22 protein-coding genes are annotated in these 25,678 nt (G+C 68.1%); 12 read left to right on the plus strand and 10 right to left on the minus strand.

Annotated features, from left to right (window positions below):
- Positions 1-201: 201 nt before the first annotated feature.
- From NP4_RS03530 to NP4_RS03555, 6 genes are all read right to left on the minus strand, one after another.
- Entirely contained in the window at positions 202-1,233 is a 1,032-nt protein-coding gene (locus tag NP4_RS03530) for an ATP-dependent 6-phosphofructokinase (protein ID WP_067991606.1), read from the minus strand.
- A gap of 53 nt (positions 1,234-1,286) precedes the next feature.
- Positions 1,287-2,162: a serine hydrolase gene (locus NP4_RS03535; protein ID WP_147287841.1), complete on the minus strand. Its 876-nt coding sequence runs from the start codon at positions 2,160-2,162 to the stop codon at positions 1,287-1,289.
- A 128-nt stretch (positions 2,163-2,290) separates the two neighbouring features.
- A complete protein-coding gene (locus NP4_RS03540) occupies positions 2,291-3,202 on the minus strand; it encodes a serine hydrolase (RefSeq protein ID WP_067991609.1) in 912 nt (303 codons plus the stop codon).
- A complete protein-coding gene (locus NP4_RS43145; protein ID WP_307596231.1) occupies positions 3,192-5,525 on the minus strand; it encodes a serine/threonine-protein kinase in 2,334 nt (777 codons plus the stop codon). The genes NP4_RS03540 and NP4_RS43145 overlap by 11 nt, the downstream gene beginning before the upstream one ends.
- A 72-nt stretch (positions 5,526-5,597) precedes the next feature.
- Positions 5,598-6,296, minus strand: a complete 699-nt coding sequence (locus NP4_RS03550; RefSeq protein ID WP_245996962.1) for a response regulator — start codon at positions 6,294-6,296, stop codon at positions 5,598-5,600.
- Positions 6,293-7,657, minus strand: coding sequence for a sensor histidine kinase (locus NP4_RS03555; RefSeq protein ID WP_067991614.1), 1,365 nt, complete (start codon positions 7,655-7,657; stop codon positions 6,293-6,295). The genes NP4_RS03550 and NP4_RS03555 overlap by 4 nt, the downstream gene beginning before the upstream one ends.
- A gap of 182 nt (positions 7,658-7,839) precedes the next feature.
- Here NP4_RS03555 and NP4_RS03560 point away from each other — a divergent pair, with 182 nt between their 5' ends.
- The 5 genes from NP4_RS03560 (at position 7,840) to gatB (ending at position 13,264) form a co-directional block, all read left to right on the plus strand.
- A complete protein-coding gene (locus NP4_RS03560; protein ID WP_067991617.1) occupies positions 7,840-8,160 on the plus strand; it encodes a hypothetical protein in 321 nt (106 codons plus the stop codon).
- Between the two features lie 30 nt (positions 8,161-8,190).
- Complete coding sequence (locus NP4_RS03565) at positions 8,191-8,907, plus strand: ABC transporter ATP-binding protein (protein ID WP_067991620.1); 717 nt, start codon at positions 8,191-8,193, stop codon at positions 8,905-8,907.
- Complete coding sequence (locus NP4_RS03570) at positions 8,904-11,390, plus strand: ABC transporter permease (protein WP_067991623.1); 2,487 nt, start codon at positions 8,904-8,906, stop codon at positions 11,388-11,390. The genes NP4_RS03565 and NP4_RS03570 overlap by 4 nt, the downstream gene beginning before the upstream one ends.
- 70 nt (positions 11,391-11,460) lie before the next feature.
- Complete coding sequence (locus NP4_RS03575; RefSeq protein WP_067991625.1) at positions 11,461-11,703, plus strand: hypothetical protein; 243 nt, start codon at positions 11,461-11,463, stop codon at positions 11,701-11,703.
- Between the two features lie 49 nt (positions 11,704-11,752).
- Positions 11,753-13,264, plus strand: a complete 1,512-nt coding sequence (gene gatB, locus NP4_RS03580; protein ID WP_067991627.1) for an Asp-tRNA(Asn)/Glu-tRNA(Gln) amidotransferase subunit GatB — start codon at positions 11,753-11,755, stop codon at positions 13,262-13,264.
- A 4-nt stretch (positions 13,265-13,268) separates the two neighbouring features.
- Here the strand turns inward: gatB and NP4_RS03585 are convergent, their stop codons facing one another.
- Positions 13,269-14,198 (minus strand): XRE family transcriptional regulator, encoded by a 930-nt coding sequence (locus NP4_RS03585; RefSeq protein ID WP_245996964.1) that lies wholly within the window; start codon positions 14,196-14,198, stop codon positions 13,269-13,271.
- Positions 14,199-14,498: 300 nt separating this feature from the next.
- On the opposite strand from NP4_RS03585, the gene NP4_RS03590 reads away from it, so the two are divergent.
- Complete coding sequence (locus NP4_RS03590; RefSeq protein ID WP_067991632.1) at positions 14,499-15,014, plus strand: RICIN domain-containing protein; 516 nt, start codon at positions 14,499-14,501, stop codon at positions 15,012-15,014.
- A 16-nt stretch (positions 15,015-15,030) separates the two neighbouring features.
- Entirely contained in the window at positions 15,031-15,948 is a 918-nt protein-coding gene (locus tag NP4_RS03595) for a hypothetical protein (RefSeq protein ID WP_067991635.1), read from the plus strand.
- 10 nt (positions 15,949-15,958) lie between these two features.
- Here the strand turns inward: NP4_RS03595 and NP4_RS03600 are convergent, their stop codons facing one another.
- A complete protein-coding gene (locus tag NP4_RS03600; RefSeq protein WP_067991637.1) occupies positions 15,959-17,092 on the minus strand; it encodes a PQQ-dependent sugar dehydrogenase in 1,134 nt (377 codons plus the stop codon).
- A gap of 139 nt (positions 17,093-17,231) precedes the next feature.
- Between NP4_RS03600 and NP4_RS03605 the strand changes: the two genes are divergently transcribed.
- Positions 17,232-18,014, plus strand: a complete 783-nt coding sequence (locus tag NP4_RS03605) for a DoxX family protein (RefSeq protein WP_067991639.1) — start codon at positions 17,232-17,234, stop codon at positions 18,012-18,014.
- A 51-nt stretch (positions 18,015-18,065) separates the two neighbouring features.
- On the opposite strand, the gene ilvD is transcribed toward NP4_RS03605, so the two are convergent.
- On the minus strand, positions 18,066-19,907 hold the full coding sequence (gene ilvD / locus NP4_RS03610; protein WP_067991641.1) for a dihydroxy-acid dehydratase: 1,842 nt from the start codon (positions 19,905-19,907) through the stop codon (positions 18,066-18,068).
- Positions 19,908-20,134: 227 nt separating this feature from the next.
- The gene (locus tag NP4_RS39600) at positions 20,135-20,731 is read right to left on the minus strand and encodes a PH domain-containing protein (protein ID WP_245996966.1); all 597 of its coding nucleotides are present in this window, start codon (positions 20,729-20,731) and stop codon (positions 20,135-20,137) included.
- A gap of 361 nt (positions 20,732-21,092) precedes the next feature.
- On the opposite strand from NP4_RS39600, the gene NP4_RS03620 reads away from it, so the two are divergent.
- The 4 genes from NP4_RS03620 (at position 21,093) to NP4_RS03635 (ending at position 25,264) form a co-directional block, all read left to right on the plus strand.
- Complete coding sequence (locus tag NP4_RS03620; RefSeq protein ID WP_067991644.1) at positions 21,093-23,018, plus strand: acetolactate synthase large subunit; 1,926 nt, start codon at positions 21,093-21,095, stop codon at positions 23,016-23,018.
- Between the two features lie 76 nt (positions 23,019-23,094).
- Complete coding sequence (gene ilvN / locus NP4_RS03625) at positions 23,095-23,598, plus strand: acetolactate synthase small subunit (RefSeq protein WP_062513120.1); 504 nt, start codon at positions 23,095-23,097, stop codon at positions 23,596-23,598.
- A 100-nt stretch (positions 23,599-23,698) separates the two neighbouring features.
- Positions 23,699-24,712, plus strand: coding sequence for a ketol-acid reductoisomerase (gene ilvC / locus NP4_RS03630; protein WP_067991647.1), 1,014 nt, complete (start codon positions 23,699-23,701; stop codon positions 24,710-24,712).
- Between the two features lie 141 nt (positions 24,713-24,853).
- On the plus strand, positions 24,854-25,264 hold the full coding sequence (locus tag NP4_RS03635; RefSeq protein ID WP_245996970.1) for a DUF8021 domain-containing protein: 411 nt from the start codon (positions 24,854-24,856) through the stop codon (positions 25,262-25,264).
- Positions 25,265-25,678 lie beyond the last annotated feature (414 nt).

Below are 25,678 nucleotides of genomic sequence, written 5' to 3' on the forward strand. Positions count from 1 at the left end.
TCGGGCGTGAGCGGACCGGGATCGAGTGTGCAGTCGAAGATGTACATCATCGTGACAACCCAGCGTTCTTCGCGTGCCGTGCAAATGCGTGAACCGACACCGAAAATCGTAACGAGGTTGCGGCGGAGGACATGCCGGGAACAGGGAAAACTTATGTGCCGGGAACGTGCCAGGCCGATTAACGCTCGGGCGTTCGTCCCATCACCCGAAGAAAGCGGCCGCCTCGTTGTAGCGGTCCGCCGGGACGAGTTTCAGTTGTTTGGTCGCCTCCGACAGCGGAACCAGATCGATCTCGGTGCCGTGCAGGGCCACCATTTGACCGAATTGCCCGTCGTGTACGGCTTCCGCGGCGTGGACGCCGAATCGCGTCGCCAGCACCCGGTCGTAGGCGGTGGGTTTACCGCCGCGCTGCACGTGGCCGAGCACAGTTGTGCGCACCTCCTTGCCGATGCGCCGCTCGATCTCCACGCCCAGCTGATGGGCGACGCCGGTGAACCGCTCGTGCCCGTACTCGTCGACCCCGCCCTCGCGGAGCGTGAACGACCCCTCGGCGGGTTTGGCGCCCTCGGCCACCACACAGATGAAATGCGAATCACCGCGCTGGAAACGCCGTTTGATCATGGTGCACACCTCGTCCACATCGAACGGCACCTCCGGAACCAGCGTGAGATGCGCGCCCGAGGCGATACCGCAGTTGATCGCGATCCAGCCCGCGTGGCGACCCATGACCTCCACGAGCATCACCCGCTGATGCGATTCGGCGGTGGTGTGCAATCGGTCGATGGCGTCGGTGGCGATATCGACCGCGGTGTCGTGGCCGAAGGTGGTGTCGGTGAAGTCGATGTCGTTATCGATCGTCTTGGGAACGCCGACGACCGGCACACCCTCGTCGGCCAGCCAGCTCGCGGCGGTCAGGGTGCCCTCGCCGCCGATCGGGATGAGCGCGTCGATGCCGTTGTCGTCGAGGGTTCGCTTGATGCGGCCGAGTCCGGCGCGCAGCACATCCGGATTGGTGCGCGCGGTGCCGAGCATGGTGCCGCCCTTGGTGAGCAGCCGGTCGGTGCGGTCGTCGTTGAGGATATTGATCTTGCGGTCCTCGAGCAGGCCGCGCCAGCCGTCCTGGAACCCGACGATCGCGTCACCGTAGCGGCCGTTCGCGGTGCGAACGACGGCCCGGATGACCGCGTTTAAGCCTGGGCAGTCCCCGCCTCCGGTCAAGACTCCGATGCGCATACCGGCTATCTTGCCGGGCGCGCGGCGAGAGCGCAGCCCCGGCCCCTGAGAAATCAGCGTCCCGTCGGACAGTGACCGCTCGGTAGATCGCCCAGATGCTTGTTCACCAGCGTCGCCAGCTTGTTGAGGATCTGCGTGCCGTCGTCGAAACCGCCCGAGGCGGCCTGGGCCGCAAGCGCGATAGCGACCTGTCCGCTGGGCGTTGTCACCACGCCGAATTGGCGGACCAGATAGTTGCCGTTGACATCGGGTCCCCAGCCGCCCTTGAATTCGGCGCTGTCCACGCGGCCCAGTCCCCACTGCTGGCCCCACACCACCTTGCTCATGAGCGTGGTGACCGAATCGGCGTCGGGCAGGCACGGCAGTTTCGCGGCGAAGCGGGCCTGATCCGACAGCGACCAATCGGCCTGGCCGAAGGCCGAATAGTCCGCGCGCGCCCGGGCGGCGGGCACCGTGGTGGTCGGATCGCCACCCTCGCGCAGCACGGACTGCACGGCCTGGGCCGCGGCGTCGGGCGCGCCCAGCGATTGCCACAGACCGTCGGCGGCGGTGTTGTCGGATTCGGTGATGGCCGCCGACATCTGCCAGGTGCTGGTGTTGCCGTTGCTGCGCAGTACGGCCAGGGTCAGCGGAACCTTCATCGTCGACCAGGCGGGACCGTCGGTCCAATCGCCCATGGCCGAGACCCGATCGGCGCCGACCGCGGCGACCGCCAAGCCGACGCGTCCGCCGAGACCGGGCTGCAGATCGGCGAAATCGGCTGCGAGCGAACCGGGGAGGGCGACCACCGCGCTGCCCGCGATGGTCGACGGGCGCGAAATCGTTTCGGCCGCAGGGCCGTCGGAGGCCGAGGAACAGGCCGTGGTTCCGGCCGCCAGCGCAATACCGCACAGGACGGCCACAGCCCGAAATCTTCGCGGTCTCTCCACCCGCTCACCTCCACATCATTGGATGGCGGCGTTGCCGCGCCACCCACTAATCGAGGCATTCTTCGCCGTGATCGCGGCCGGGGTCAAATAACGTGACCGGAGGTGTCACATATGCGACGAGATCGCGGTCACCGCTTGCACTCTCCGCCGCCGAGCTCGTAAACGTGTCTGGCCAGCAGTGCGGCCATCTTGTCGAGCATGGCGGTGGCATCGTCGAAGCTGCCCGAATCCGGTTGGGCGGCAATGGCCACCGCGAGCTGTCCGGTCCAGGTCGGGATGAGGCCGAATTGGCGCACCAGATACGCGCCGGTCACATCGTCGGGTCCCCAGCCGCCCTTGAATTCGGCGCCGACGAAGGAGCCCAAACCCCAACTCTGGCTGGAGGTTATCTCGCTCATCAGATTCACGACCCGGACCGCGTGCGGCAGACAGGGCAGGCGAGCGGCGAAGCGGACCTGATTGAGCAGTGTCCACACCGTCGCGCCGAAGGCCAGTGGATCGTTCACCGACTCCCGCGCCTCCGGATTGTGCCGGTCGGCGACATCGGTGGTGGCGTCACCGGCCTCGCGCAGCACCGCCTCGACGGCCTCGGCGGCCTGATCGCCGCTGCCGAGCGCCTCCCACAGCGCCTGTGCCGCATCGTTGTCCGAGGCGGTGATCGCGGCCGAGGCGGTATCGGACAATCCGACCGGATCGCGGCGCAGCGCGGCCAGGGCCAGCGGCACCTTGATGGTCGACCAGGCGATGCCGGAGCTCCAATTGCCCAGGGTGAGCGCGTGTTCGCTGCCGACGGGCATTACCGCCAGGCCCACGCTGCCGGGCAGTTCCTTTTGCAGCTGGGCGAAATCGGCGGCCAGCGCGCTGCCGCCGGACAGTGCGCCCGCGGCGGGTTTGAGGGTGGTCGCCGGGGCCGGAATCGCCGCGACCTCCGGGGTGGGCACCCCGGCGTGTGCGGTGCATCCGGCGGCGGCCAACGCCGCGACCACCAGCAACGACCGTCGAAAACCTTTGCGGCGGACCGTCTTCACCTCAATAGACATACACCACCGCGTTCTCGCCGCCCGTACAGGTGACGAGCTGACCCGAGGTCGTGCAGGTCATCGTGTACGAGCGGCCTGTGACCGGGCTGACGGCCACCACCGAGGTGGAGCCGCTGGCTCCGGCGGACTGGGAGTTGGACGCCTGCGGATCCGCGGCCTTGGCGTAGGCCTTGCGGACCTCCTCGGCGAATTGGCAACTGGTGACCGAGGATCCGGTGGCCGTCTTGCCGAACCGCGCCGTGCCCGCGGACGTCGACGGGCAGGTGGTCGCGCCCACCGGCGGTGTCGCGGCCCCACTGGTGGCGCCGGATGTGGTCGGGCTCGCGGCCGTGGTGGGCGCGGCGGTCGTACGCGTCTGCGGCGCTTGCGAGGCGGGCTGACCGGTCGCGACCGCGGCGCGATTGTCGTCCGGCTTGTTCACCACATGCCAGCCGACCGCTGCGGCGATGGCGGCCAGCACCACGCCGCACACGCCCAGCCCGATCGGAACGGCGATGGACCGCTTGCGTTCCCGTCGATCCTGCTGGGCGTAGCCCTCCTGGTCGTATTCGGCGTCGTCGTAGTCCTCGTCGTAGGCGTACTCGCCGCGCGGCTGGAACTCGTGGCTGGGCGGTAATTCCCACGGCGCCGGCGGGCGGGCCTGGGCCTGCGGCGGCAGCGGCGTGAACTGGAATTCCTCGGGCCGCACCAGCGTCGGATCGGCCGGATGGATCACCGGCAGATCACCGGTGGGGTCGTGCTCGGAATCCGGATCCGACGGCGGGATGATCCGCAGCGTGCCGGTGGTCTCGTAGCCGCGCGTGATCGACTCCACCGGATCGCCCTGCGCCCCCGGCTGTTCCGCGTCGGGCAGACCCTCGCGTGAGAGGAAGGTCGTCGCGGAATCCGCGGTCGAGGGCTGTCCGGTACCCGCGCCGGTGCGCATGACCATGGTCGGCGAACCGGCGGCGGCCGGGGGTTCGCGCCGCTGAGCGATCGTCGGTTCCTCGGAGTCCTCGCCGACCGGATAGCCCTGCGCGGCCGGGGCCTGGGTGGGATAGACGCGGGTGGGATCGGAGGGAGCCACCGGACCGCGCGGCCGCATCTGCGCCGGAATCGTGGGGCCCTCGGGTCCGAAGGGCTGGAAGGTGTTCGGATCGTCTGAACGACGGGTCGGCGCGGGAGCGGTCGTCGATTCATCGGGCCGATAGGCCGGTGTGGGACCGGTCGTTTCATCGGGCTCATAACCCTGTGGGGACCGCTGGGTTGGTGCCGCCGAGGCGGGAGCGCTCGCTTCGTCGGGCCGTCCGCTCGGTGCGGGACCGGTCGGCAGGAACGTCGTGGCGGTCGGGTCCGCGGGTCGCGCCGGGGGCGGGCCGAGAAGTGACCGGACCGGACGGGCCGCGGGGTTCGCGCCCGGGATGGGGGAGTCGGCGGTGAGGGGCTCGCCGAACAGGAACAGTTTGTCAACCGCTGGTTGTGAATCCGCCGCGGCGGGTTCGGGTTCGGCGCTCAGGCCCAGGGCCGCGCGGGCCGCGCCCGCGAACTCCCCGGCTGTGGCGAATCGGTCGGCGGGCGATTTGGCCATGGCGTGGGCGATGACCGCGTCGAGAGCCGCGGGTACGTCCGGACGCTCGAGGCTCGGACGCGGCGGCGGTTCGGACAGATGCGAGCGGATCAGCACGCTCACGCTCTGCACCGGGAACGGCGTTGCGCCGGTGAGGCATTCGTGCAGGACGCAGGCCAGCGAGTAGATATCGGCCTGCCCGGTGACCGGCCCGGCGTCGAACCGCTCGGGGGCCATATAGGTATAGGAGCCGACGGCCGTGCCCGCCAGGGTGATTCCGGTGTCGCCGTCGCTGCGGGCGATGCCGAAGTCGGCCAGATAGGCGAAATCCTCCTCGGTGACGAGCACATTCGCGGGCTTCACATCCCGATGTACCAGCCCCGCCGCATGCGCGGCGTCCAGCGCCGAGGCCACCTGCGCGAGGATCGATACGGCACGATCGGGGGCCATCGGCCCCTCCTCGCGCAGCAGCGTGCGCAGATTCCGCCCGCGCACCAGCTGCATATCGATATAGAGCACCCCGTCGATCTCACCCGAATCGTGGATCGAGACGATATGCCGATCGCTCAGCCCGGCCACCGCGTGCGATTCCCGGCGGAACCGCTCCTGATAGCCCGGATCGTGGGCGAGCTGCTCGGACAGCAACTTCAGAGCGACGAGCCGGCCGCGACCGGTGTCGTAGGCCTCGTAGACCTCGCCCATCCCGCCCCTGCCGAGCAAAGAGCGCAGCTCGTACGGGCCGAATCTACTCCCGGCCCGGGACCGCGGTGCGTCCACCGGTGAAACCTCCACATCCCTGGGCAGGGTGCGAAACCCGTGCCCGGTGTAACACCGGGGTTGCCTGCCCCTCTACAGTGCCGATTCTCCGGGTGCGACCACGCCGTGGTCAAACGCGAAGACGATCGCGGCCGCCCGATCGCGCAGTCCGAGCTTGCCGAATATGTGTCCTACGTGGCTCTTTACGGTCCCCTCGGAAATTCCGAGCTGTGCGGCGATTTCCGAGTTGACACGCCCGCGACCGATCAGCTTCAGCACCTCGAACTCCCGCGCGGTGAGCTCGTCCAGCCGTGATCGGGCTTGGGCCGGCGCCGGTAGAACCGACCGGTAGGCAGACAGCACTCGTCCGGTTACCGAAGGGTCCAACCACGAGCCGCCGGTGGCGACCGTGCGGACCGCGCGGATCAAATCCTCGGCGGGAGAGTCCTTCAGAATGAATCCGGCCGAGCCCGCGCGCAGCGCGCCCGACAGCAGTTGATCGTCGTCGAAGGTGGTGAGCACCAGCACCGGCGGCGAGTCCGGGCGAGCGCGCAGCATCCGGGTGGCGTCGATACCGCCGACTCGTTTCATCCGCAGATCCATCAGGACCACATCGGGTCGCTGCGCGGCGACCGCCGCGGGCACCTCGTCACCGTCGGCGCATTCGGTGACCACGAATCCATCGCGCCGCCGCAGGATCCGGCGCAATCCGCCGCGCACCAGTTCCTGATCGTCGACGACGAGGACGGCGACGGTGTCCTCCTCGATGGCCGGGGTGGTCGGCGAACTCACATGCCCTCCTGAATCTTCCGGGTCAGAGACGTCACGGCCCCGCGCACCATGCGGATGTAGTCCTCGGTCACGGTCGTCGGGCATACCGGCTCCGTTTTCGCGCTGTCGGTCGGTATGCGCGCACGCACCTGCCAGCATCCGCTGTCCGGTCCGGCGGTGAGGGTGCCGCCGAGCAGCCCGATCCGTTGCCGCATTCCGGAAATGCCCATACCGCGCCCCCGCTTGGTCTGTACGCCCTGCGGCAGCGTATTGCGCACCGACACCGCGATCTCGTCCTCGGCCACCGCGATCGCGAGATCGACTCGCGCGCCGGGGGCGTGCTTGGCCACATTGGCCAGCGACTCCTGGCTGACACGAAACAGCGCCAGTCCGGTTGTCGCCGTCACGGTCTCGGAATCGCCGGTCAGCGCGTAGTCCACCGACAGTCCGGCGCGCACGAAATCCGCCACCAGCGCTTCGATATCGTCGAGGCTCGGTTCCGGTGTCTGGCTCGACGGCCGCTGATCCAGCAGCCCGACCGTATGCCTGATATCGGCCATCGCCTGGCGGCCCAGTCGTTCGGCGTCGACGAGGGCATCGACCGCCTCGTCGACATCGCGGTCGGTTTCGAGGGCATGGCGGGCCGCGGTGAGATGCAACAGGGTGATGCTCAGCGAATGCGCGATCACGTCGTGCACCTCGCGCGCGATGCGGCGGCGTTCGTCGTCGGCGGCCTGCACGGCCAGAATCTCCTGGTTGGCCCGCTCCTGCCCCAGATACATCCGCTGGTACTGCATCATGAGGCCGACCAAGGCGCCGAGAATGATGCCGACGATGTAGTTGGGCAGCGAGTCCAGCCCCGGGCCCACGAAGTGGAACAGCAGCAACTCGCCGATGGACGCACCGGTGAACGGCAGGCTGATTCGCTTCGGCGCGATGGCCGCCACCTCGCCCGCCACCACGACCAAGACGAACGGCGACACATCCAGCGGCACCGGCTGGAGCAGGAACATGCCCTGGGCGATCAATCCGACCACGCACAGCGCCACCGGCCGGGGCGAGACCCCGAACAGGGTGAGTATCGGAAAGGCGAACGTCACCACGAGCAGGGCGATCAGCGGAACGCTGCTGGGGATGTAATCCCAGCGCTGCAACACCGCGGCCATGGCCGCGATCCACAGCGCGAGATCCGCGACCATGATCACCGAGGGCGGATAGTCGAACGGCAGTTCCTCGAGGTGCCGCAGGAAGGTGCCGCGCGGATCGCGCCAGAAGTCGACCGCGCGCTGGCGGGCGAACCGCCACCCGGCGACGACCTTCCAGGCGGCCCCCAGCAGCAGCCCGGCACAGGCCACGTAGACGACCGCCCTGAGCACCTCCATGGAGCAAGGCTAACCACTCGATTCGGGCAGGTACATCGTCCCGCGAGCGGGGCGGCCCTCCTACCCCGGTAGGAGGGCAAGTCGCGTCCCCGGCACGACGTCAGCGGCCGATTCCGGCCGTAGCGTCTGTGGCACAGTGCCCGGGACCGAAAGCCGGGCACCCGAATGGAGGAGGTGGTCCGATGTCGTGGCGCAATCAGCACGCTCGTACCGAAATCCTGCACGAGGTACTCGCCCGGGCGGCCGTCGATCCGACCAATCCCGCGCTGCTGCACGACCTTCCGGACAGCGATCTGCTGTTCGGCGGGCCCGAGGGCATCCTGGCCGCCCTGCGGTACCAGTGGGACAACCATCTGAACGCCAAACTCGATCAGGCATTGCTCGAGGGCCGGTCGGCACGGGAGGCGTATCTGGAGTTGGCCGCCGAACAGCCGGTGCTGCGCGCGGTGCTCGACGCCCAGGATGTGGGCCGCTGGCAGGACTGCCGCGTGCTGACCCACTGATCATTCGACTACGAAAGGGCGGGGAACGCCGTGCTGGAACTGACCGACGTCATCAAGGAGTACCGGGTGGGCCGCCAACGCGTGCGCGCCCTGGACGGCATCGATCTGCGCATCGAGGCGGGGGAGTTCACCTCGATCATCGGCCCGTCCGGATCCGGAAAGAGCACGCTGCTGCATCTGCTCGGCGCGCTGGACTCCCCGGACTCCGGCTCCATCACCTTCCGCGGTGAGGAGATCGCCGGGCTCGACGACGATCGGCAATCCGAATTCCGGCGGCACCGCGTCGGTTTCGTCTTCCAGTTCTTCAACCTGCTGCCCACGCTGTCGGCATGGGAGAACGTGGCGATCCCGAAGCTGTTGGACGGCACCGGATTACGTAAGGCCAAGCCCCGTGCGCTGGAGCTGCTGGATCTGGTCGGTCTCGGCGAGCGCGCCGAGCACCGGCCCGCCGAGCTGTCCGGCGGGCAGATGCAGCGGGTGGCGGTCGCGCGGGCATTGATCATGGATCCGCCGCTGATCCTGGCCGACGAGCCGACCGGCAACCTCGATTCCAAGACCGGCGCGGCCATCCTGTCGCTGCTCGGCGACATCACCAGCGCCGGGAATTCGGTGGTGATGGTGACCCACGACATGGGCGCGGCGCACTACTGCGATCGGGTGATCACATTGCGGGACGGGAAGATCGGCTCGATCACCGCCGGTGAGCACACGGGTTCCACCAACCACGCGTCGGCGGTGCGCGCATGATCGCCGCCTGGGATCGGTTGCGGCTGTTCAATGTCGGCGAACTGCTGGCCCACCGCGGCCGCACGCTGCTGTCACTCGTCGTGATGGGCGTCTCGGCCGGACTGCTGGTGGCGACGCTGAGCATTTCCGAGTCGATCACCGGGTCGGTGGACCGGTTGACCCACAGCCTCGGCGGTAAGGCGGCGCTCGAGGTCACCGGCGTCACCGACGCGGGCTTCGATCAGCAACTGCTGCAGCGGGTTCGGGACGTGCCCGGCGTATCGGCCGCGGTGCCCATGCTGCGGGTGCGCATCGGCGCAGACGACGACCGCGCGCTGCTGGTCGGCGCCGATGCCAGCGTGTCCGCGCTCGGCGGCGAACTGGACGGGCCGCTGCGCGAACAGGCCACCCGCCTACTGACGGTGCCGCACGGCGTACTGGTGGGCGCGGCGATGGGCCATCGCGAGGGTGACCGGTTCCGGATCGGCGACACCATCGTGACCGTGGCCGGTGTCCTCGATGGTGCGGCCTCGGACAAACTCGATCGGGGCCATATCGTCATCGCGCCGCTGCCGGTGGCCCAGCAACTGGTCGGGCGGACCGGTCAGCTCGACACCATCGAGATCGTGCCGACCGCGAATGCCGATGTGGCGCGGCTGCGTTCGGATCTCACCGCCGCGGTGGACGGGCGGGCCGTGGTCGCCGATCCGAGCCTGCGCACCGCCCAGGCCGGTGGCGCGGTGGTGCTCGTGCGGTACTCGACCATCATGGCCTCGGCGGCGGCGCTGATCGTTTCGGGCTTTCTCATCTACAACGCGATGAGTATGGCGGTGGCGCAACGGCGTCCGGTGCTGTCACTGCTGCGCGCGATCGGCGGGCGGCGACGGTCCATGGTGCGCGATCTGCTGGCGGAGGCGGCGCTGCTGGGTCTGCTCGGCGGTCTGGTCGGGGCTGTGATCGGAATGTTGTTGGGGCGCAACGCCATTTCCGCGCTGCCGTCGGCGATAGTGCAGTCGGTGGACGCGCGGCCGGAGTACATCGTCCCGGCCTATGCCGTACCGGCCGCGGTGGCGGCGTGTATCGCGGCCAGTGTGCTGGCGGCGGCGATCGCGGCGCGGCAGGTCTACAAGGTCGCGCCCATCGAGGCGCTCGCGCCGATCGGGGTGTCGCGTTCGGATACGGCGAGCCCGCTGCTGCGTTGGGGGTCGGTCGTACTGGGTGTGGCGCTGGTCGGCGGATCGATCGTCTTGGCGCGCGCCGATGTCGGACGCTATTCCATTGCGTCCATTTCGATTTCGATCGCCGGTGCGGTCTGCCTGTGCTTCGCGCTCACCACCCCGATCGTGCGGAGCGTGGCGGCGGTGGCGCGGGTGTTCGGCGCACCGGGGGCGCTGGGGGCCACCACGGTCGAACGCGCGCCGCGTCGGGTGTGGGCAACGGCCATGACCGTGATGATCGGCATCACCGCAGTCGTCGCGATGGGCAGCGCCTCGAAGAATCTGGCCGATTCCGCCGGGGCCAGCTTCGACAGTCTCAGTCGCTCCGATGTATTCATCAGTCCCACCTCATGGGCGGAATTTCCGACCGGGCCCATCCTGCCCACGGATCTGCGCGACAAGGTCGCCGCGATACCGGGCGTCGCGCGGGTGGGCAGCGCGCAGATGGCCTTCGCGACCCTCGGTGGCGGCCGGGTGATGCTGCAGGGCTATCCGGATGACGACGAGTCCTATCCCGTGGCGCTGGATCGGTCGGTGCGCGATCGGCTGGTGCGCGGTGAGGGCGTGGTGATCTCCCGCGATGTCGCCCGCGCCCAGAATGTGCGGGTGGGCTCGACACTGAGCCTGCCCACCCCGACCGGGGTCAAGAAAACCGAAGTGCTGCAGGTGATTCCGTACTTCTCGGCGATCGCCGGGGTGGTGGTGCTGAATCTGGACGTCATGCGGCAGTGGTATCAGCGTCCGGGCGAGACCATCCTCGCCGTCGATCTCGCCCCCGGTGTCGATCGGACCGCCGTGACCGCCGCGATCCGCGCGGCCGTTCCACCCGAGATTCATGTGGACCTCGGTCGCGATGCCGTGGCCGCGATCTCCGGAGGCGTGAAACAGGGCACGGCGCTCAGCGGCCAGATTCTGTGGATCGTGGTGCTGGTGTCGACCGTGGCCCTGCTCAACACCTTGATGCTGTCGGTCCTGGAGCGCCGCCGCGAACTCGGCGTACTGCGCGCGATGGGCACCAGCAGACGGTTCCTGCTGCGCGCGGTGCTGGCCGAGGCCGCCGGAATCGGCGTCGTCGGCGCGGCCCTGGGCCTGGGCATCGGCGCGGCCGTCCACTATCTGGCGACCCTCGCCCTCGGCAACGCCACCAGCATCGACGTCACCTATCAGGCGGGCCCGATGCTGCTCGTCTATGCCGTCGCCGCATTGATCCTGGCGATGCTCGGCTCGATCCCCCCGGCCCTGCGGGCTGCGCGAATGCCGATCGTGGAGGCCATTGCCGCCGATTGACGCTGTGAACATGCTGTGTGCACCGGCACCGCCACTGGCCCCCGGGACACCCGCTGACTACTGTTGCCGCATGGCCGACTTCGCGATTCGTGATCTGCCCGTGGATGTAGTCGACACCATGCGCAAGCGAGCTCGGGCGGCCGAGCTGTCGCTCGACGACTACCTACGCCAGGAACTGATCACCTCCGCCTACCGAAACTCCTACCTGGACACCATCCTGGCCTTCCAGGAGGCCCAGGAGCGCAATCCCGAACTGCGGGTCGACAAGAAGGCGATCCAGGCCGCCGCCGCCTTCGCCCGCGGGGAGCAGTAGTCCGGGACCGTCCGCGAGGGCGTCGGGGGCGGCTCATAAACTACAGGCTATGAGCGCGCCCACCGTGGACTTGATGGACTACGCCGATGTCATCGACAAGTACGAGCCGGTGCTCGGCTTGGAGGTGCATGTCGAACTCGGCACGCGGACCAAGATGTTCTGCGGCTGCCCGACCACGTTCGGGGCCGAGCCCAATACCCAGGTGTGCCCGGTGTGTCTGGGCCTGCCGGGTTCGCTGCCGGTGGTGAACCAGCGGGGCGTGGAGGCGGCCATCCGCATCGGCCTGGCGCTCAACTGCTCGATCACCCCGTGGGGCCGGTTCGCGCGCAAGAACTACTTCTACCCGGATCAGCCGAAGAACTATCAGATCAGCCAGTACGACGAGCCGATCGCACACGACGGTCACCTCGACGTCCTGCTCGACGACGGCAGCACCTTCCGGGTCGAGATCGAGCGCGCGCACATGGAGGAGGACACCGGTAAGTCGACCCATGTGGGCGGGTCGACCGGCCGCATCCACGGCGCCAGTCACTCACTGCTGGACTACAACCGCGCGGGTGTGCCGCTCATCGAGATCGTCACCAAGCCGATCACCGGCGCGGGCGAGCGCGCGCCCGAGGTGGCCCGTGCGTATGTCACCGCGCTGCGCGATCTGCTGAAGTCGCTCGACGTATCGGATGTGAAGATGGAGCAGGGCTCGCTGCGCTGCGACGCCAATGTCTCGCTGATGCCCAAGGGCGCCAAGGAATTCGGCACCCGCACCGAAACCAAGAACGTCAACTCGCTGCGCAGCATCGAGGTCGCGGTGCGCTACGAGATGCGCCGCCAGGCCGCGGTGCTGTCCACCGGCGGCATCGTGACCATGGAGACCCGCCACTTCCACGAGACCGACGGCTCCACCTCCGCGGGCCGCCTCAAGGAGTCCGCCGAGGATTACCGCTACTTCCCGGAGCCCGACCTCGAGCCGATCGCCCCGGACCCGGCCTGGGTCGAGGAACTGCGCGGCACGATCCCGGAGTACCCCTGGCTGCGCCGCGCGCGCATCCAGGCCGAATGGAGTCTGTCCGACGAGGTGTTCCGCGATCTGATCAACGCCGGCGCGCTGGACCTGATCATCGCGACCGTCGACGCGGGCACCTCGGTCGACGCGGCCCGCGCCTGGTGGGTCAACTACCTCACCGAAAAGGCCAAGGAGCGCGAGGTCTCCCTCGAGGAGCTGGCCATCACCCCCGCCCAGGTGGCCGAGGTCGTCGCCCTGGTCGACGCCAAGACCGTCAACAGCAAGGTGGCCCGTCAGGTCGTCGACTTCGTCCTCGCGGGCGAGGGCGACCCGAAGCAGATCGTCGAAACCAAGGGCCTGGGCATGGTTTCCGACGATTCGGCTCTGCAGACCGAGGTCGACAAGGCCCTCGCCGCCAATCCCGATATCGCCGACAAGATCCGCTCCGGCAAGGTCCAGGCCGCGGGCAAGATCGTCGGCGACGTCATGAAGGCCACCCGCGGCCAGGCCGACGCCGCCCGCGTCCGCGAACTGGTCCTCACCGCCTGCGGGGTCGCCTGACGGTTCATCCGGGCGGGATCAGCTCGATCAGGAACTCCTGATCCCGCGCACCGGAACAGCGGCCCTGAACGATCTCCGCGTTCTCGACGGTGTCCTGGTCGCGCAGCGCCAGGCATTCGTCGGTGGCGTCGGGACGGATGCGGAAGCGCCCCGCGTGCGGCGGCCCGACCGGTTCGATCCGGAAGCGCTGTGCCGGATCGTCTTCCGCGCAGTCGTCGCGGGGTTCGATCAGGTCGCGGCCGGGTCCGTCGAGCAGGACGGTCAGACAGCCGATGCCGTATTTCGGGTGGTGCCACTGAATCTGGACGTTCGCGTGGTCGAGCGGCCGGATGTACACATGCGGCAGTGTCGACTGATCGCAGGGACGTTGGACCGCGACGGCGGTGCCGTACCGCTGGGTGCGATCTCGCCCCTCGGTGACACACAGCTCCGGGGTGCGCGCGGGCTGGATTCGCGCCCAGCTGCCCACGGCGAGCAGGCGTAGTCCCGGAACGGGATCCGGGATGGGAGCATTCGACGAACGATCCAGACCGGACATCGCGCCCAGCGTTCCCGCGACGCCCGCGCCCACGCCAGCGACCAATGTGATCGAGCGACGCTGCCATGTCGAATGTCGGCGCTGCGACGTAACCGGCGGCGCGACAACGGGTTCGGCGGCTTCGGGTGCGGTGGCGCCATCGGTCTGCGACTCCTGGCCCACCGCGATGCGCCGACGCGCGTCGAGCCAGCGGTTCACCTCGTCCTCGTCGAGTCCGCAGGCGCGCGTGAACGCGCCCACGAACGGCTCACGCGGTAGCGTGGCGCGCCCGAGCGTGGTCGCGATAGTGCTGGACGGCAGGACGTTTCCGTCCGCCGCCGCCTTGCCCTCCAACTGCCGGTAGGTCAGCCCGCACCAGGTGCGCAGCCCGCGCAGCGCCGCGACGAAACTTGTCACGGAGTCGATCTCGTTCGGCTCCGGTGCCCCCGCACGCCGGGAGCCCCGGCGGCTTTCCTCCCCTCGCCCCATGGTCCAAGCATGGCCGATCGCCGCGTTCGTCGGAGGTTGGTTGGCAGAGATCTTGTGCCGCAACGGATTCGAGATAGGGGTAGCTGACTGGGCGTTCGCGCGTTCGGATGCGTTCGTGTCGTGTTCCGAACACATCCGAACAGCGGGAAACCTTGTCGCCGCCGCGGGCCGACCCGAGGCTGAAGGCGGCCCACTCGAGGCCGTCCGGATCTCGGAAAGGAAATACCAGTGTTCAGTAAGTTGTCCGGCTTGGGCTTCGGCACAAGTCTTTTCGTCGCCGCGTGCGCGACCGTGCTGGTCGCGGGAACGGCGAATGCGGCGCCCATGCCCGATGGAAACGTGACGTGGAGAAACGTCGATGTGAACCAGTACCTGGACGTCGCCGGGAACAGCCACAGCAACGGCGCGTGGGTGATCACCTACAAGAAGACCGGGGGCAAGAATCAGACCTGGCGCGATCACCGCCTGAGCAATGGCAATTTCCTGGAGCAGCCGCAGAACACCACCGACAGCAGCGGCAACTTCACGATGTGCCTGGACGCGTCCGGGGGCCGGGTCGACGCGGCCGTGATCCAGTGGCAGTGCAACGGCGGCAGCAATCAGCAGTGGAAAGAGGGAAAGTCCAACGGGCACTGGTATCTGCAGAACCAGGCGCACGGCCAGTACCTGCAGTCCGGCGGTACCAACGCCCAGGTCATCGTGCGCAGCGACTGCGATCCGTGCAACAGCCAGCTGTGGGACTGACGTAGGGATCCAGGACATGCGTACACCGTGGATTCGCCGTTGCGCATACCTCGGGCTGGGACTGGCGCTGAGTTCCGCGGTGGCCGTGTCCGGTTGCGGTGACGAGCCCGAACGGCCCGTCACCGCACCCGTTTCGCAGATCCGCACCGCGGCCGATCTGCGCTATCCGCTCGAGTCCTATCAGCTGCCCGACTCGGAGATGAGGACGATTCTGTCGGCGCGTCGTGTCCTGGAGATCCGGTGCATGCACCGCCTCGGATTCCGAGGCGACGATTTCGCCGGGCTCATCGCGGTCGACTACAACGAAACGCCGAAGAACCAGCTGCTCGGCTTTCTCGACCCCGCCGCCGCACGCGCGAACGGCTATCACCAGCCGGGCGACCGTGCCTCGGCTGCCGACTCCGCCGAGCGCGATGTCGCGCGCGATCCGCGGGAGCGATCGGCCATGGCGGGCAGTGTGCCGACGGTGAACGACCGCCCGGTACCGCAGGGCGGGTGTTCCGGCGCGGCCCTGCGGGAATTGCAGGAGGGCGCGGGCGATCTACCGATTGATCCACGTCTGCTCGGCGCCGAGGCCCAACAACGTGCGCAACAGGACCCGCGCGTGGGTGACGCCATCGGGAACTGGCGCGCGTGTATGCGCAAGCGGGGCATGAAATTCGACGCCCCCTGGCTGGCCGAACAGGGCAACGGCGCCTGGCGTCGCGGCCGCGACGGCTGGTATCACACGGATCCGACCCGAGCCGAGAAGCTCACGGCCGCGGCCGACGCCGAATGCCGGGCCGGTACCAACCTGCTCGACACCTGGGTCACGGTCCTGTCCGAGCACCAGAACCGGCTCATCGAACGGCACCGCGCCGAACTCGAGCAGGCGAAGCGGTGCGTGGTGCAATGGCTCGACAACGCCGCCCGCGCGGTGCGCGAAGGGCCGTGATCCGCTCGGATCAGTCCGGTCCGCCGCCCGCTCCGCCCTTCGGCGGCGGAATGCGCACCACACGGTCGTCGAACGGGCCGGGCTTGCCACCCAGTTTGTTGGTGGTGCCGACCCAGACGAAACCGTCGGGGCCGAGGGACGCGCCATTGAGCGCGCCGTATTTGTCCTGCACGGCCATGGCGGGCGCGGTGGTGATGGCGTGGGTGGTCGGATCGGCGTCGGCGAAGGCGAGGGCCTTGGCATTGTTCATGGCGATCGCCACGCCGTCGACGGCTGCCGCGCAGCCCGCGACGCCCGGATGGTCGGGCCAGGTCCACGCCGTGCTCACCGTGCCGTCGGGGCCGACGCGCTGCAGCCGGTCCTCGGTGGCGGTGCGGTCGGTGAACCAGATGCTGTCCTTGTGATCCGGGCAGACGCCACCGGCGACGCCCACCCCGCTGGCGAGCACCTGCGGATTGGCATTGCCCGGGGCCGGATTATCGATGCGCAGCAGTTTGCCCGCCAGCGATCCGCGATCCGCCGCCGCGCCGGGATTTCCGGCATCGCCGGTCAGCACCAGCATCTGCGTCGGCGAGACGAAGTCGATCGCCCCGTGATTACCGGTGGGGCCCTTGGGAATTCCGGTCAGAATCGGTTTGGGCGCGCCGCCCGGCGCGATCCGGACCACCCGATTGTCCGACGGCGTGGTGACATAGGCGTAGATCAACTGATCCTGGTTGTAGCTCGGCGACAATGTCACATCGCTGAGCCCGCCGTCACCGGCGGCATCCACATCCACCCGCGCCACCTCGACCGGTTCGGGCTGCGGCTGATCCGGCGTCACGGCCGTCACCCGCAGAATCCGCCCGCTCACCCGCTCGGTGACCAGCCCCTGCTGCCCGTCCGGCAATACCGTCACCCCACCGGTGGTATCCAGGCATGTCGCCACCACCAGCGGATCCGGATCGATACACGGCCCGGTCGGCCGCGGCGCGGCCGACGGCGGCGTCTTCGGCGCCGAGGAGGGCCCCATCCCCTCGGGCTGAATGGTCGGCGCGGGGGTGAACGGTTTGGACGCCGAGTCGTCGAAGCTCGCACACCCGGCCAGCAGCCCGGCGCCGAGGGCAACGACCGACGCGACGCGACCGGCGACAACCAAATTCATGCTTCAGACGTTACCGTCCCCACTCCCATTCCCGGCCCCACCACCCTCGTCCCCACCCACCACCTCCGGGCGCGCCCTTCGCCCGGACACGCCGTCGGTACACGGCACGAACGCGCTCGCCGCGTCATACTCTGAGCCCGTGACCGACAAGCCGAACGAAAAGCCGGAGGGCGCCAACTCCGGTCAGACGGCCACCAGCCCCTACGACAACCCGACCGGGGAATTGCCCGTGGTGCAGGGATCGCCCATACCGCGCACCGACGACGAACTCGGCCTGGAGCCAGAGGTTCCCGCCGTCGGCGAGCCGGATACCGCGGCCGCGCCCACCTACGCCTTCGCCACCATCCCCCCGGTACCGACGGCCTCGGGCGATACCGCCCGGCTCCGCCGCCGCGGCGAATATCAGCGGGGCACAACGGATCTGGGCCTGCTGGCATTACGCCTGGTCGTCGGTCTCACCTTCCTGTACCACGGCCTGCAGAAACTGGCGGGCTGGTTCCACGGTCCGGGCTTGGACGGCACCCGCGACATGCTCGAGCAGGGCGGCTGGAAGCACGGCGAACTGTCCAGCGCCATGCTCACCGTCGCCGAGGTCGGCGGCGGCGTCCTGATCGTGCTCGGCCTGGCCACCCCGCTGGCCGCCGGCGCGGTCCTCGCCTCGATCACCGACGCCTGGCTCTGGAAACAGGGCATGGCCCCCGGATTCCAATACAAGACCGTCGAATTGGAATCCATCCTGATCGCACTGTCGGCCACCCTGATCCTCACCGGCCCGGGTCGCCTGTCCTTCGATCGCAACCGCGGCTGGGCGGTCCGCCCGGCGTGGGGCTCGGCGGCGGTGCTGGTCCTGGCCTTCCTGGCCGCCGCGGGTTCCTGGGTCTACCTGCACGGCGGCAATCCGTTCGACGGCTTCATCGGCTGAATACGACGAAGGCCGGAATCCATTGCGAATTCCGGCCTTCGAATGCCTCACCTACGGCACGCGGCGCACCGCGCCCTTGTCCGCCGAGGTCGCCAATGCCGCATATGCGCGCAATGCCGTGGTGACCTGACGATCCCGATGCGCGGGCTGCCAAGGCCGTTCGGACGCTTCCATTTTCGCCCGCCGCTCGGCGAGAACCTCATCGGCGACCAGCAATTCGAGCGCCCGGGTATGCACATCCACCCGGATGCGATCACCGTTCTCGATCAGCCCGATGGTGCCACCGCTGGCCGCCTCGGGGGAGATGTGACCGATCGACAGCCCGGACGTACCACCGGAGAACCGGCCGTCGGTGATCAGCGCGCACACCTTGCCCAGACCCGCGCCCTTGAGGAATGCGGTGGGATGCAGCATCTCCTGCATACCCGGACCGCCCGAAGGACCCTCGTAGCGAACCACGACCACATCTCCGGCCTTGATCTCCTTGCCCAGGATCTTCGAGACCGCCTCCTCCTGCGATTCGACCACCACGGCCGGTCCCTCGAAGGTGAACAGATCCTCATCGATACCCGCGGTCTTCAGAATCGCCCCGTCCGGTGCGATATTGCCGCGCAGCACACACAACCCGCCCTCGACGGTGTAGGCGTGCTCGAGATCGCGGATACAACCGGATTCTGCATCGGTGTCCAGCGACGACCACCTGTTCTCGGTCGAGAACGGCTCGGTCGTGCGCACCCCGCCCGGCGCGGCGTGGAACAGCTCGATCGCCTCGTCGGAAGCCTTGCCGGAACGGATGTCCCAGGTGTCGAGCCATTCGTCGAAGCTGCGGGTGTGCACGGTGCTGACATCGGTCTCCAGCAGACCCGCACGACGCAGCTCGCCCAGGATGGCGGGAATGCCACCGGCGCGGTGCACATCCTCCATGTGATAGTCGGAGTTCGGCGAGACCTTCGACAGACACGGCACGCGCCGGGAGATCTCATCGATGGTCTCGAGGGAGAAGTCGATCTCACCCTCCTGTGCCGCGGCGAGCGTGTGCAGCACGGTGTTGGTCGAGCCGCCCATCGCCACATCCAGCGCCATCGCATTGCGGAAGGCCTTCTCGTTGGCGATATTCCGCGGCAGCACCGAGGCGTCGTCCTCGCGGTACCAGCGATTGGCGATCTCCACGATCGTGGTGCCCGCGCGCTCGAACAGCGCGCGCCGCGCGGCGTGGGTGGCCAGGGTGGAACCATTGCCCGGCAGCGCCAGACCCAGCGCCTCGGTGAGGCAGTTCATCGAATTCGCGGTGAACATGCCCGAACACGAACCACAGGTCGGGCACGCGCTGCGCTCGACCTCGCTCAGCCCTTCATCGCTGACCTGGCTCGACGCACTGGCCGAGATCGCGGTGATCAGATCGGTGGGCGCCTGCGCGACACCGCCGACCACGACCGCCTTACCGGCCTCCATCGGCCCGCCGGAGACGAACACGACCGGAATGTTGAGCCGCATCGCGGCATTGAGCATGCCCGGGGTGATCTTGTCGCAGTTGGAGATGCACACCAGTGCGTCGGCGGTGTGCGCATTGGCCATGTACTCCACCGAATCGGCGATGATCTCGCGGCTGGGCAGCGAGTACAGCATGCCACCGTGGCCCATGGCGATACCGTCGTCGACGGCGATGGTGTGGAACTCCCGCGGCACCCCGCCCGCGGCCCGCACCGCCGCGGCCACGATCTCGCCGACGTCCTTCAGATGCACATGTCCCGGAACGAACTGGGTGTAGGAGTTCGCAATGGCGACAATCGGTTTACCGAAATCGGAATCGGTGAGCCCGGTGGCCCGCCAGAGAGCGCGGGCGCCCGCGGCATTGCGTCCGGCGGTCGTGGTGCGTGAACGAAGCGGTGGCATGGGTTTGGGTCCTCGTGTGGTCGGCTCGGGGCCGTCGGCTCGCCTGGCGTCGTCGGGGCTGATCGGCGACTACCGCAAGATCACGGCGGCTACTCAACGTTACTCCCGCGACGATGACGGCGAATGCGCCGGTGGGCGGCTCGCCGAGCGGGGGAGTGGACTCGCGGTAACGAGGTAAGCGTCGCAACCGCCGAAGTTGTTCCCGGCGGCCACGTATGTGTTTCAGCCTACTGCGCGTCGGTCTCGGACTTCTCCGACTTTTCCGCCGCGCTACCGGTCGGATCCGATCCGCCCTCGGTCTTCTCCTGCGCGGCCTTCTCTCGGTCGGGCTCCGCGTCGGCCTTGTCCTGCGTGGCCTTGTCCCGTTCGGCCTCCGCCTCGGCCTTCTTCTGCGCGGCGCTTTCCCGTTCGGCCTGCGCCTCGGCCCGCTCCCGCGCGGCTTTCTCCCGCTCGGCGTCCTCAGCCTCGGTGAAAAGGTCCGGGATCCGCCCGTTGGACGCCTCGATCAGCAGCCGCAGCCGGTCGTACGCCACGGCGGGCAGCGCCACTTCGGAGTCGTCGGCCAGATGCGCCCGCACGAACCCCCGCTTGGGGATCCGCAGGCCCTTGATCTGATCCCAGTCCACATGCCGTGATCCGAAGACCGTCCGCAGATCCAGACCGGCCGCCGACACCGTGGTCCGCGTCCGCTCGACCCACACCGCGATCGCGATCGGAATCACGAACAGCACCCACAGCACCTGCGGCCATCCGAAGAAGGCGAACATCACGCAGAACAGCAGGACGAACACTCCGAGATGGCCGAGTCGGGAGATCCTGATCACCCGACCCGTATCGGATCCGGTGTCGGGCGTATGGGACGATCGAGCAGGTGGCACGGACCGATGCGGCGATGGCATACATCCATCCTCGCATCACGGTAGACATACCCATGAAACCGCCCCGTCTCACATGATGGGACCCAAATGTCAAAATATTTGACGGATCGGTTCTCGCGCACTTACCGTCGTCCGCGTGAATCGAATCGAGCTTCTCGTAATCGGCCGGCGCGTCCAGCGCTGAGATCGGTCTACGACTCGAGCTCGCAGCTGCGACGCGCCACCCTCGATCAGCCTCTGGCTGTCGGGGGCTTTTTTGTGTTCAGGCAAGTTCTGTACTGGAACGACAAGCAGTAAGGAAAAGACGGTGAGCGCACCTACCGCTCGGCCCGGGCCCTCGGCCCGCAGGCCCGCGCCCTCGGCCAATCAGCCGGCTTCGCCGGCAGCCGCCGCGTCCTCCAACCGCCGCCAGGTCCCGCCGGAGCGGGTCACGGGCGCGCAGTCGGTGGTCCGCTCCCTCGAGGAGCTCGGCGTCGACACGGTCTTCGGCATTCCGGGCGGTGCGATTCTTCCCGTCTACGATCCACTCTTCGATTCCACGCGGGTGCGTCACGTCCTGGTCCGCCACGAGCAGGGCGCGGGTCACGCCGCGACCGGCTACGCCCAGGCAACCGGAAAGGTCGGTGTGTGTATGGCCACATCCGGCCCCGGCGCGACCAATCTGGTGACCCCGATCGCCGACGCGCAGATGGATTCGGTTCCGCTGGTGGCCATCACCGGCCAGGTCGGCCGCGGCCTGATCGGCACCGACGCTTTCCAGGAAGCCGACATCTCCGGCATCACCATGCCGATCACCAAGCACAACTTCCTGGTCAACGACGCGATCGATATCCCGCGCACGATCGCCGAGGCCTTCCATCTCGCCGCGACCGGCCGCCCGGGCGCGGTCCTGGTCGACATCCCCAAGGACGTGCTGCAGGCCCAGACCACCTTCAGCTGGCCGCCGGAGATGCGCCTGCCCGGCTACCGTCCGGTGACCAAGCCGCACGGCAAGCAGGTCCGCGAGGCCGCCCGGATGATCATGGACGCCAAGGCACCGGTGCTCTACGTCGGCGGCGGCGTGATCAAGGCCGAGGCGTCCAAGGAACTGCTGGAACTGGCCGAGTTGACCGGCATTCCGGTCGTCACCACCCTGATGGCCCGCGGCGCATTCCCCGACAGTCATCACCTGAACATGGGCATGCCCGGTATGCACGGCACCGTGGGAGCCGTTGCGGCACTGCAGCGTTCGGATCTGCTGATCACCCTCGGCGCCCGCTTCGACGACCGCGTCACCGGCCAGCTGGAGTCCTTCGCCCCCAATGCGCGGGTGATCCACGCCGATATCGACCCGGCCGAGATCGGCAAGAACCGCCACGCCGATGTGCCGATCGTGGGCGACTGCCGCGAGGTCATCACCGAGCTGATCGAGACCCTCAAGGCCGATCCGGCCGCCAAAGGCGCTCCGCTGCTGGAACTTTCGGAGTGGTGGGCCTATCTGGGCAATGCCCGCGACCGCTATCCGCTTGGCTGGACCCCGCCGAGCGACGGTTCGCTGTCGCCGGAGTTCGTGATCGAGAAGTTGGGCCAGCTCGCCGGTCCCGACGCGATCTACTGCGCGGGTGTCGGCCAGCACCAGATGTGGGCCGCGCAGTTCATCAAGTACGAAAAGCCGCGCACCTGGCTGAATTCCGGCGGCCTGGGCACCATGGGCTACGCGGTCCCGGCGGCCATGGGCGCCAAGATGGGGATGCCCGACAAAGAGGTGTGGGCGGTCGACGGTGACGGCTGCTTCCAAATGACCAATCAGGAGTTGGCCACCTGCGCGGTGGAGGGCGTGCCGATCAAGGTCGCGCTGATCAACAACGGCAACCTCGGCATGGTCCGCCAGTGGCAGACCCTGTTCTACGAGCAGCGCTACTCCAATACCGATCTGGGCACCCATACCCTGCGCATTCCCGACTTCGTGAAGCTGGCCGAGGCCCTGGGCTGCCACGGCATCCGGGTCGAGAAGGAAGAGGATGTCGAGGCCGCGATCCGCGAGGCGCAGTCCATCAACGACCGTCCCGTGGTGATCGACTTCATCGTCGGCAAGGACGCCCAGGTGTGGCCGATGGTCGCCGCCGGCACCTCCAACGACGAGATCATGGCCGCCCGCGGCATCCGCCCGCTGTTCGACGACGACGAGTCGGCCGCGGAACCGGCCGTCATCCACGAGGCGATGTCGCACGGCCAGAAGGGGATCCAGCAATGAGCGAGCGCAGCGAGCGAGACATGAGTACAGCCACCTTGGTGGTCATGCCGGAACCGAGCGCCAGCGAGGTGGAGGCATGAGCACCACACACACCCTGAGCGTGCTGGTGGAGGACAAACCCGGTGTGCTCGCCCGCGTGGCCAGCCTGTTCTCCCGCCGCGGTTTCAATATCGAATCGCTCGCGGTCGGCGGCACCGAGGTCAAGGACATCTCGCGCATGACGATCGTCGTGACGGTCGACGATCTGCCGCTCGAACAGGTCACCAAGCAGCTCAACAAGCTGGTCAACGTCATCAAGATCGTCGAGCAGGACCCGGACGGTTCGGTGGCCCGCGAGCTGATCCTGGTGAAGGTGCGCGCCGACGCCAGCGTGCGCACCCAGGTGATCGAAACGGTGAACCTGTTCCGGGCTAAGGTCATCGACGTGTCGCCCGACGCGCTCACCATCGAGGCGACCGGCACCCGGTCGAAGCTCGACGCGCTGCTGCGGATGCTGGAACCGTTCGGAATCCGGGAGATCGTGCAGTCGGGTGTGGTCGCGGTCGGCCGTGGCCCCAAGTCGATCACGGCTACGCGCTAGTAACCGGGCGCAGGGGCCCGTCGCCCCCCGCCATCCCGGCATGCTCTTGGCCGGGACCCATAACGCTTAATCGAAGAAATCCAGAAGGGACACAACAACAGTGGCAGTCGAGATGTTCTACGACGACGATGCCGACCTGTCGATCATCCAGGGTCGCAAGGTCGCCGTCATCGGCTACGGCTCCCAGGGGCACGCACACTCGCTGAGCCTGCGTGACTCCGGCGTCGAGGTCCGCGTCGGCCTCAAGGAAGGTTCGAAGTCGCGGGAGAAGGCCGAGGAGGCCGGTCTGGCCGTCGGCACCCCCGCCGAGGTCGCCGAGTGGGCCGACGTCATCATGCTGCTCGCCCCCGACACCGCGCAGGCGTCGATCTTCAGCACCGATATCGAGCCCAACCTGAAGGACGGCGACGCCCTGTTCTTCGGTCACGGCCTCAACATCCACTTCGGCCTGATCAAGCCCCCGGCCAATGTCACCATCGGCATGGTCGCGCCGAAGGGCCCGGGCCACCTGGTCCGTCGTCAGTTCGTCGACGGCAAGGGCGTTCCCGCCCTGATCGCCATCGACCAGGACCCGAAGGGTGAGGGCCAGGCGCTGGCGCTGTCCTACGCCAAGGGCATCGGCGGCACCCGCGCGGGCGTCATCAAGACCACCTTCAAAGAGGAGACCGAGACCGACCTGTTCGGTGAGCAGGCCGTCCTCTGCGGTGGCACCGAGGAACTGGTCAAGACCGGTTTCGAGGTCATGATCGAGGCGGGCTACGCCCCCGAGATGGCCTACTTCGAGGTCCTGCACGAGCTCAAGCTGATCGTCGACCTGATGTACGAGGGCGGCATCGCCCGCATGAACTACTCGGTCTCCGACACCGCGGAATTCGGCGGCTACCTGTCCGGTCCGCGCGTCATCGACGCGGGCACCAAGGAGCGCATGAAGGACATCCTGCGCGACATCCAGGACGGCACCTTCGTCAAGCGCCTGGTCGCCAACGTCGAGGGCGGCAACAAGGAACTCGAGTCCCTGCGCAAGGCCAACGCCGAGCACCCGATCGAGGTCACCGGCAAGAAGCTGCGGGGCCTGATGAGCTGGGTCGACCGGCCCATCACCGAGACCGCGTAAGGGCCTGCGTCACAACGACGTTCGACCTTCAACGGCCCGACGCCCGATGGGGCGCCGGGCCGTTGTGCGTATGGCGTGACCTGTCTCATTCCGTAGGATCACCGATGCGCAGGAAAGTGGTCGCTTGTCTAAACTACGCGAATGATCCGCAAATCCCTCGCAATTGCGGCGTTGGCCGGGCTCGCCGTCGTGCCCGGAACGGCCCACGCCGATATCTCGCCCGCCGAATCGGCCGCCCGCGCCTACATCGCCGCGCTGCTGTCGCACAACGCCGCCAACGTCCCCTTCGCCCCCGACGCGCACCGCGTGGAAAACGGCGTCCCCACCGGCTTCTCCGCCGCGGACCTGCGGTTTCAACTCGAATTCGGCCCGCAGTACCGGATCATCACCGCGATCCACGACCTGACCGTCACCGCCAACGGCACCCACGTGGACGCACACTACTGGCTCGACACCGGTCTGTTCGGCGTCAAGCTGAAGACCGCCGAGGTCACCGAAAGCTTCGAGGTCCCCGGCGGCCTCATCAAGGAAATCGACGCGACCTTCGTCTGAACTCCGCAAAGGCCGAACGGCCCGGCGCCTGCTTGGGATGGGAACGCCGGGCCGTCGACGGCCGATTCAGCTACTGCCGAACCAGCCCGGCGGAACGACCCGCTGCCACCCCTGACCCGGATGGTGGTGGCGCCGATCACGGCGATCACAGTCGTCCCGACGATTGTTACGGTCCCAGTCCCACAACCCCGGCTGGTCCCACGGATTATTCCAATGGTCATGCCTGATCTCGGTCGCGGTCGGCGGCGGCGTAGCCTCGGCCTGAGCCGAAACCGCAAGCGCCCCAACCGGAACGGCCGCGAGCACCCCCGCCACCATCACTCGCGCCACCGCGCGCCTGGAATTCGAGAACAAGGTGGTTACCTCCCAACACTCTTCCGCTGCAACCACTCTGACGCAGCGCGCAGCGTCGGT

Origin of the sequence: Nocardia pseudobrasiliensis NBRC 108224 (assembly GCF_001613105.1) — a bacterium.
GTDB classification, from domain to species: Bacteria; Actinomycetota; Actinomycetes; order Mycobacteriales; family Mycobacteriaceae; genus Nocardia; species Nocardia pseudobrasiliensis.

Bases quoted from the DNA above. Each gene is read 5' to 3' on its own strand.
- NP4_RS03530 (WP_067991606.1), bottom strand. From the start codon at position 1,233: ATGCGCATCGGAGTCTTGACCGGAGGCGGGGACTGCCCAGGCTTAAAC.
- NP4_RS03540 (WP_067991609.1), bottom strand. From the start codon at position 3,202: ATGTCTATTGAGGTGAAGACGGTCCGCCGCAAAGGTTTTCGACGGTCG.
- NP4_RS03555 (WP_067991614.1), bottom strand. From the start codon at position 7,657: ATGGAGGTGCTCAGGGCGGTCGTCTACGTGGCCTGTGCCGGGCTGCTG.
- NP4_RS03560 (WP_067991617.1), top strand. From the start codon at position 7,840: ATGTCGTGGCGCAATCAGCACGCTCGTACCGAAATCCTGCACGAGGTA.
- NP4_RS03570 (WP_067991623.1), top strand. From the start codon at position 8,904: ATGATCGCCGCCTGGGATCGGTTGCGGCTGTTCAATGTCGGCGAACTG.
- NP4_RS03575 (WP_067991625.1), top strand. From the start codon at position 11,461: ATGGCCGACTTCGCGATTCGTGATCTGCCCGTGGATGTAGTCGACACC.
- gatB (WP_067991627.1), top strand. From the start codon at position 11,753: ATGAGCGCGCCCACCGTGGACTTGATGGACTACGCCGATGTCATCGAC.
- NP4_RS03595 (WP_067991635.1), top strand. From the start codon at position 15,031: ATGCGTACACCGTGGATTCGCCGTTGCGCATACCTCGGGCTGGGACTG.
- NP4_RS03600 (WP_067991637.1), bottom strand. From the start codon at position 17,092: ATGAATTTGGTTGTCGCCGGTCGCGTCGCGTCGGTCGTTGCCCTCGGC.
- ilvD (WP_067991641.1), bottom strand. From the start codon at position 19,907: ATGCCACCGCTTCGTTCACGCACCACGACCGCCGGACGCAATGCCGCG.
- ilvN (WP_062513120.1), top strand. From the start codon at position 23,095: ATGAGCACCACACACACCCTGAGCGTGCTGGTGGAGGACAAACCCGGT.
- NP4_RS03635 (WP_245996970.1), top strand. From the start codon at position 24,854: ATGATCCGCAAATCCCTCGCAATTGCGGCGTTGGCCGGGCTCGCCGTC.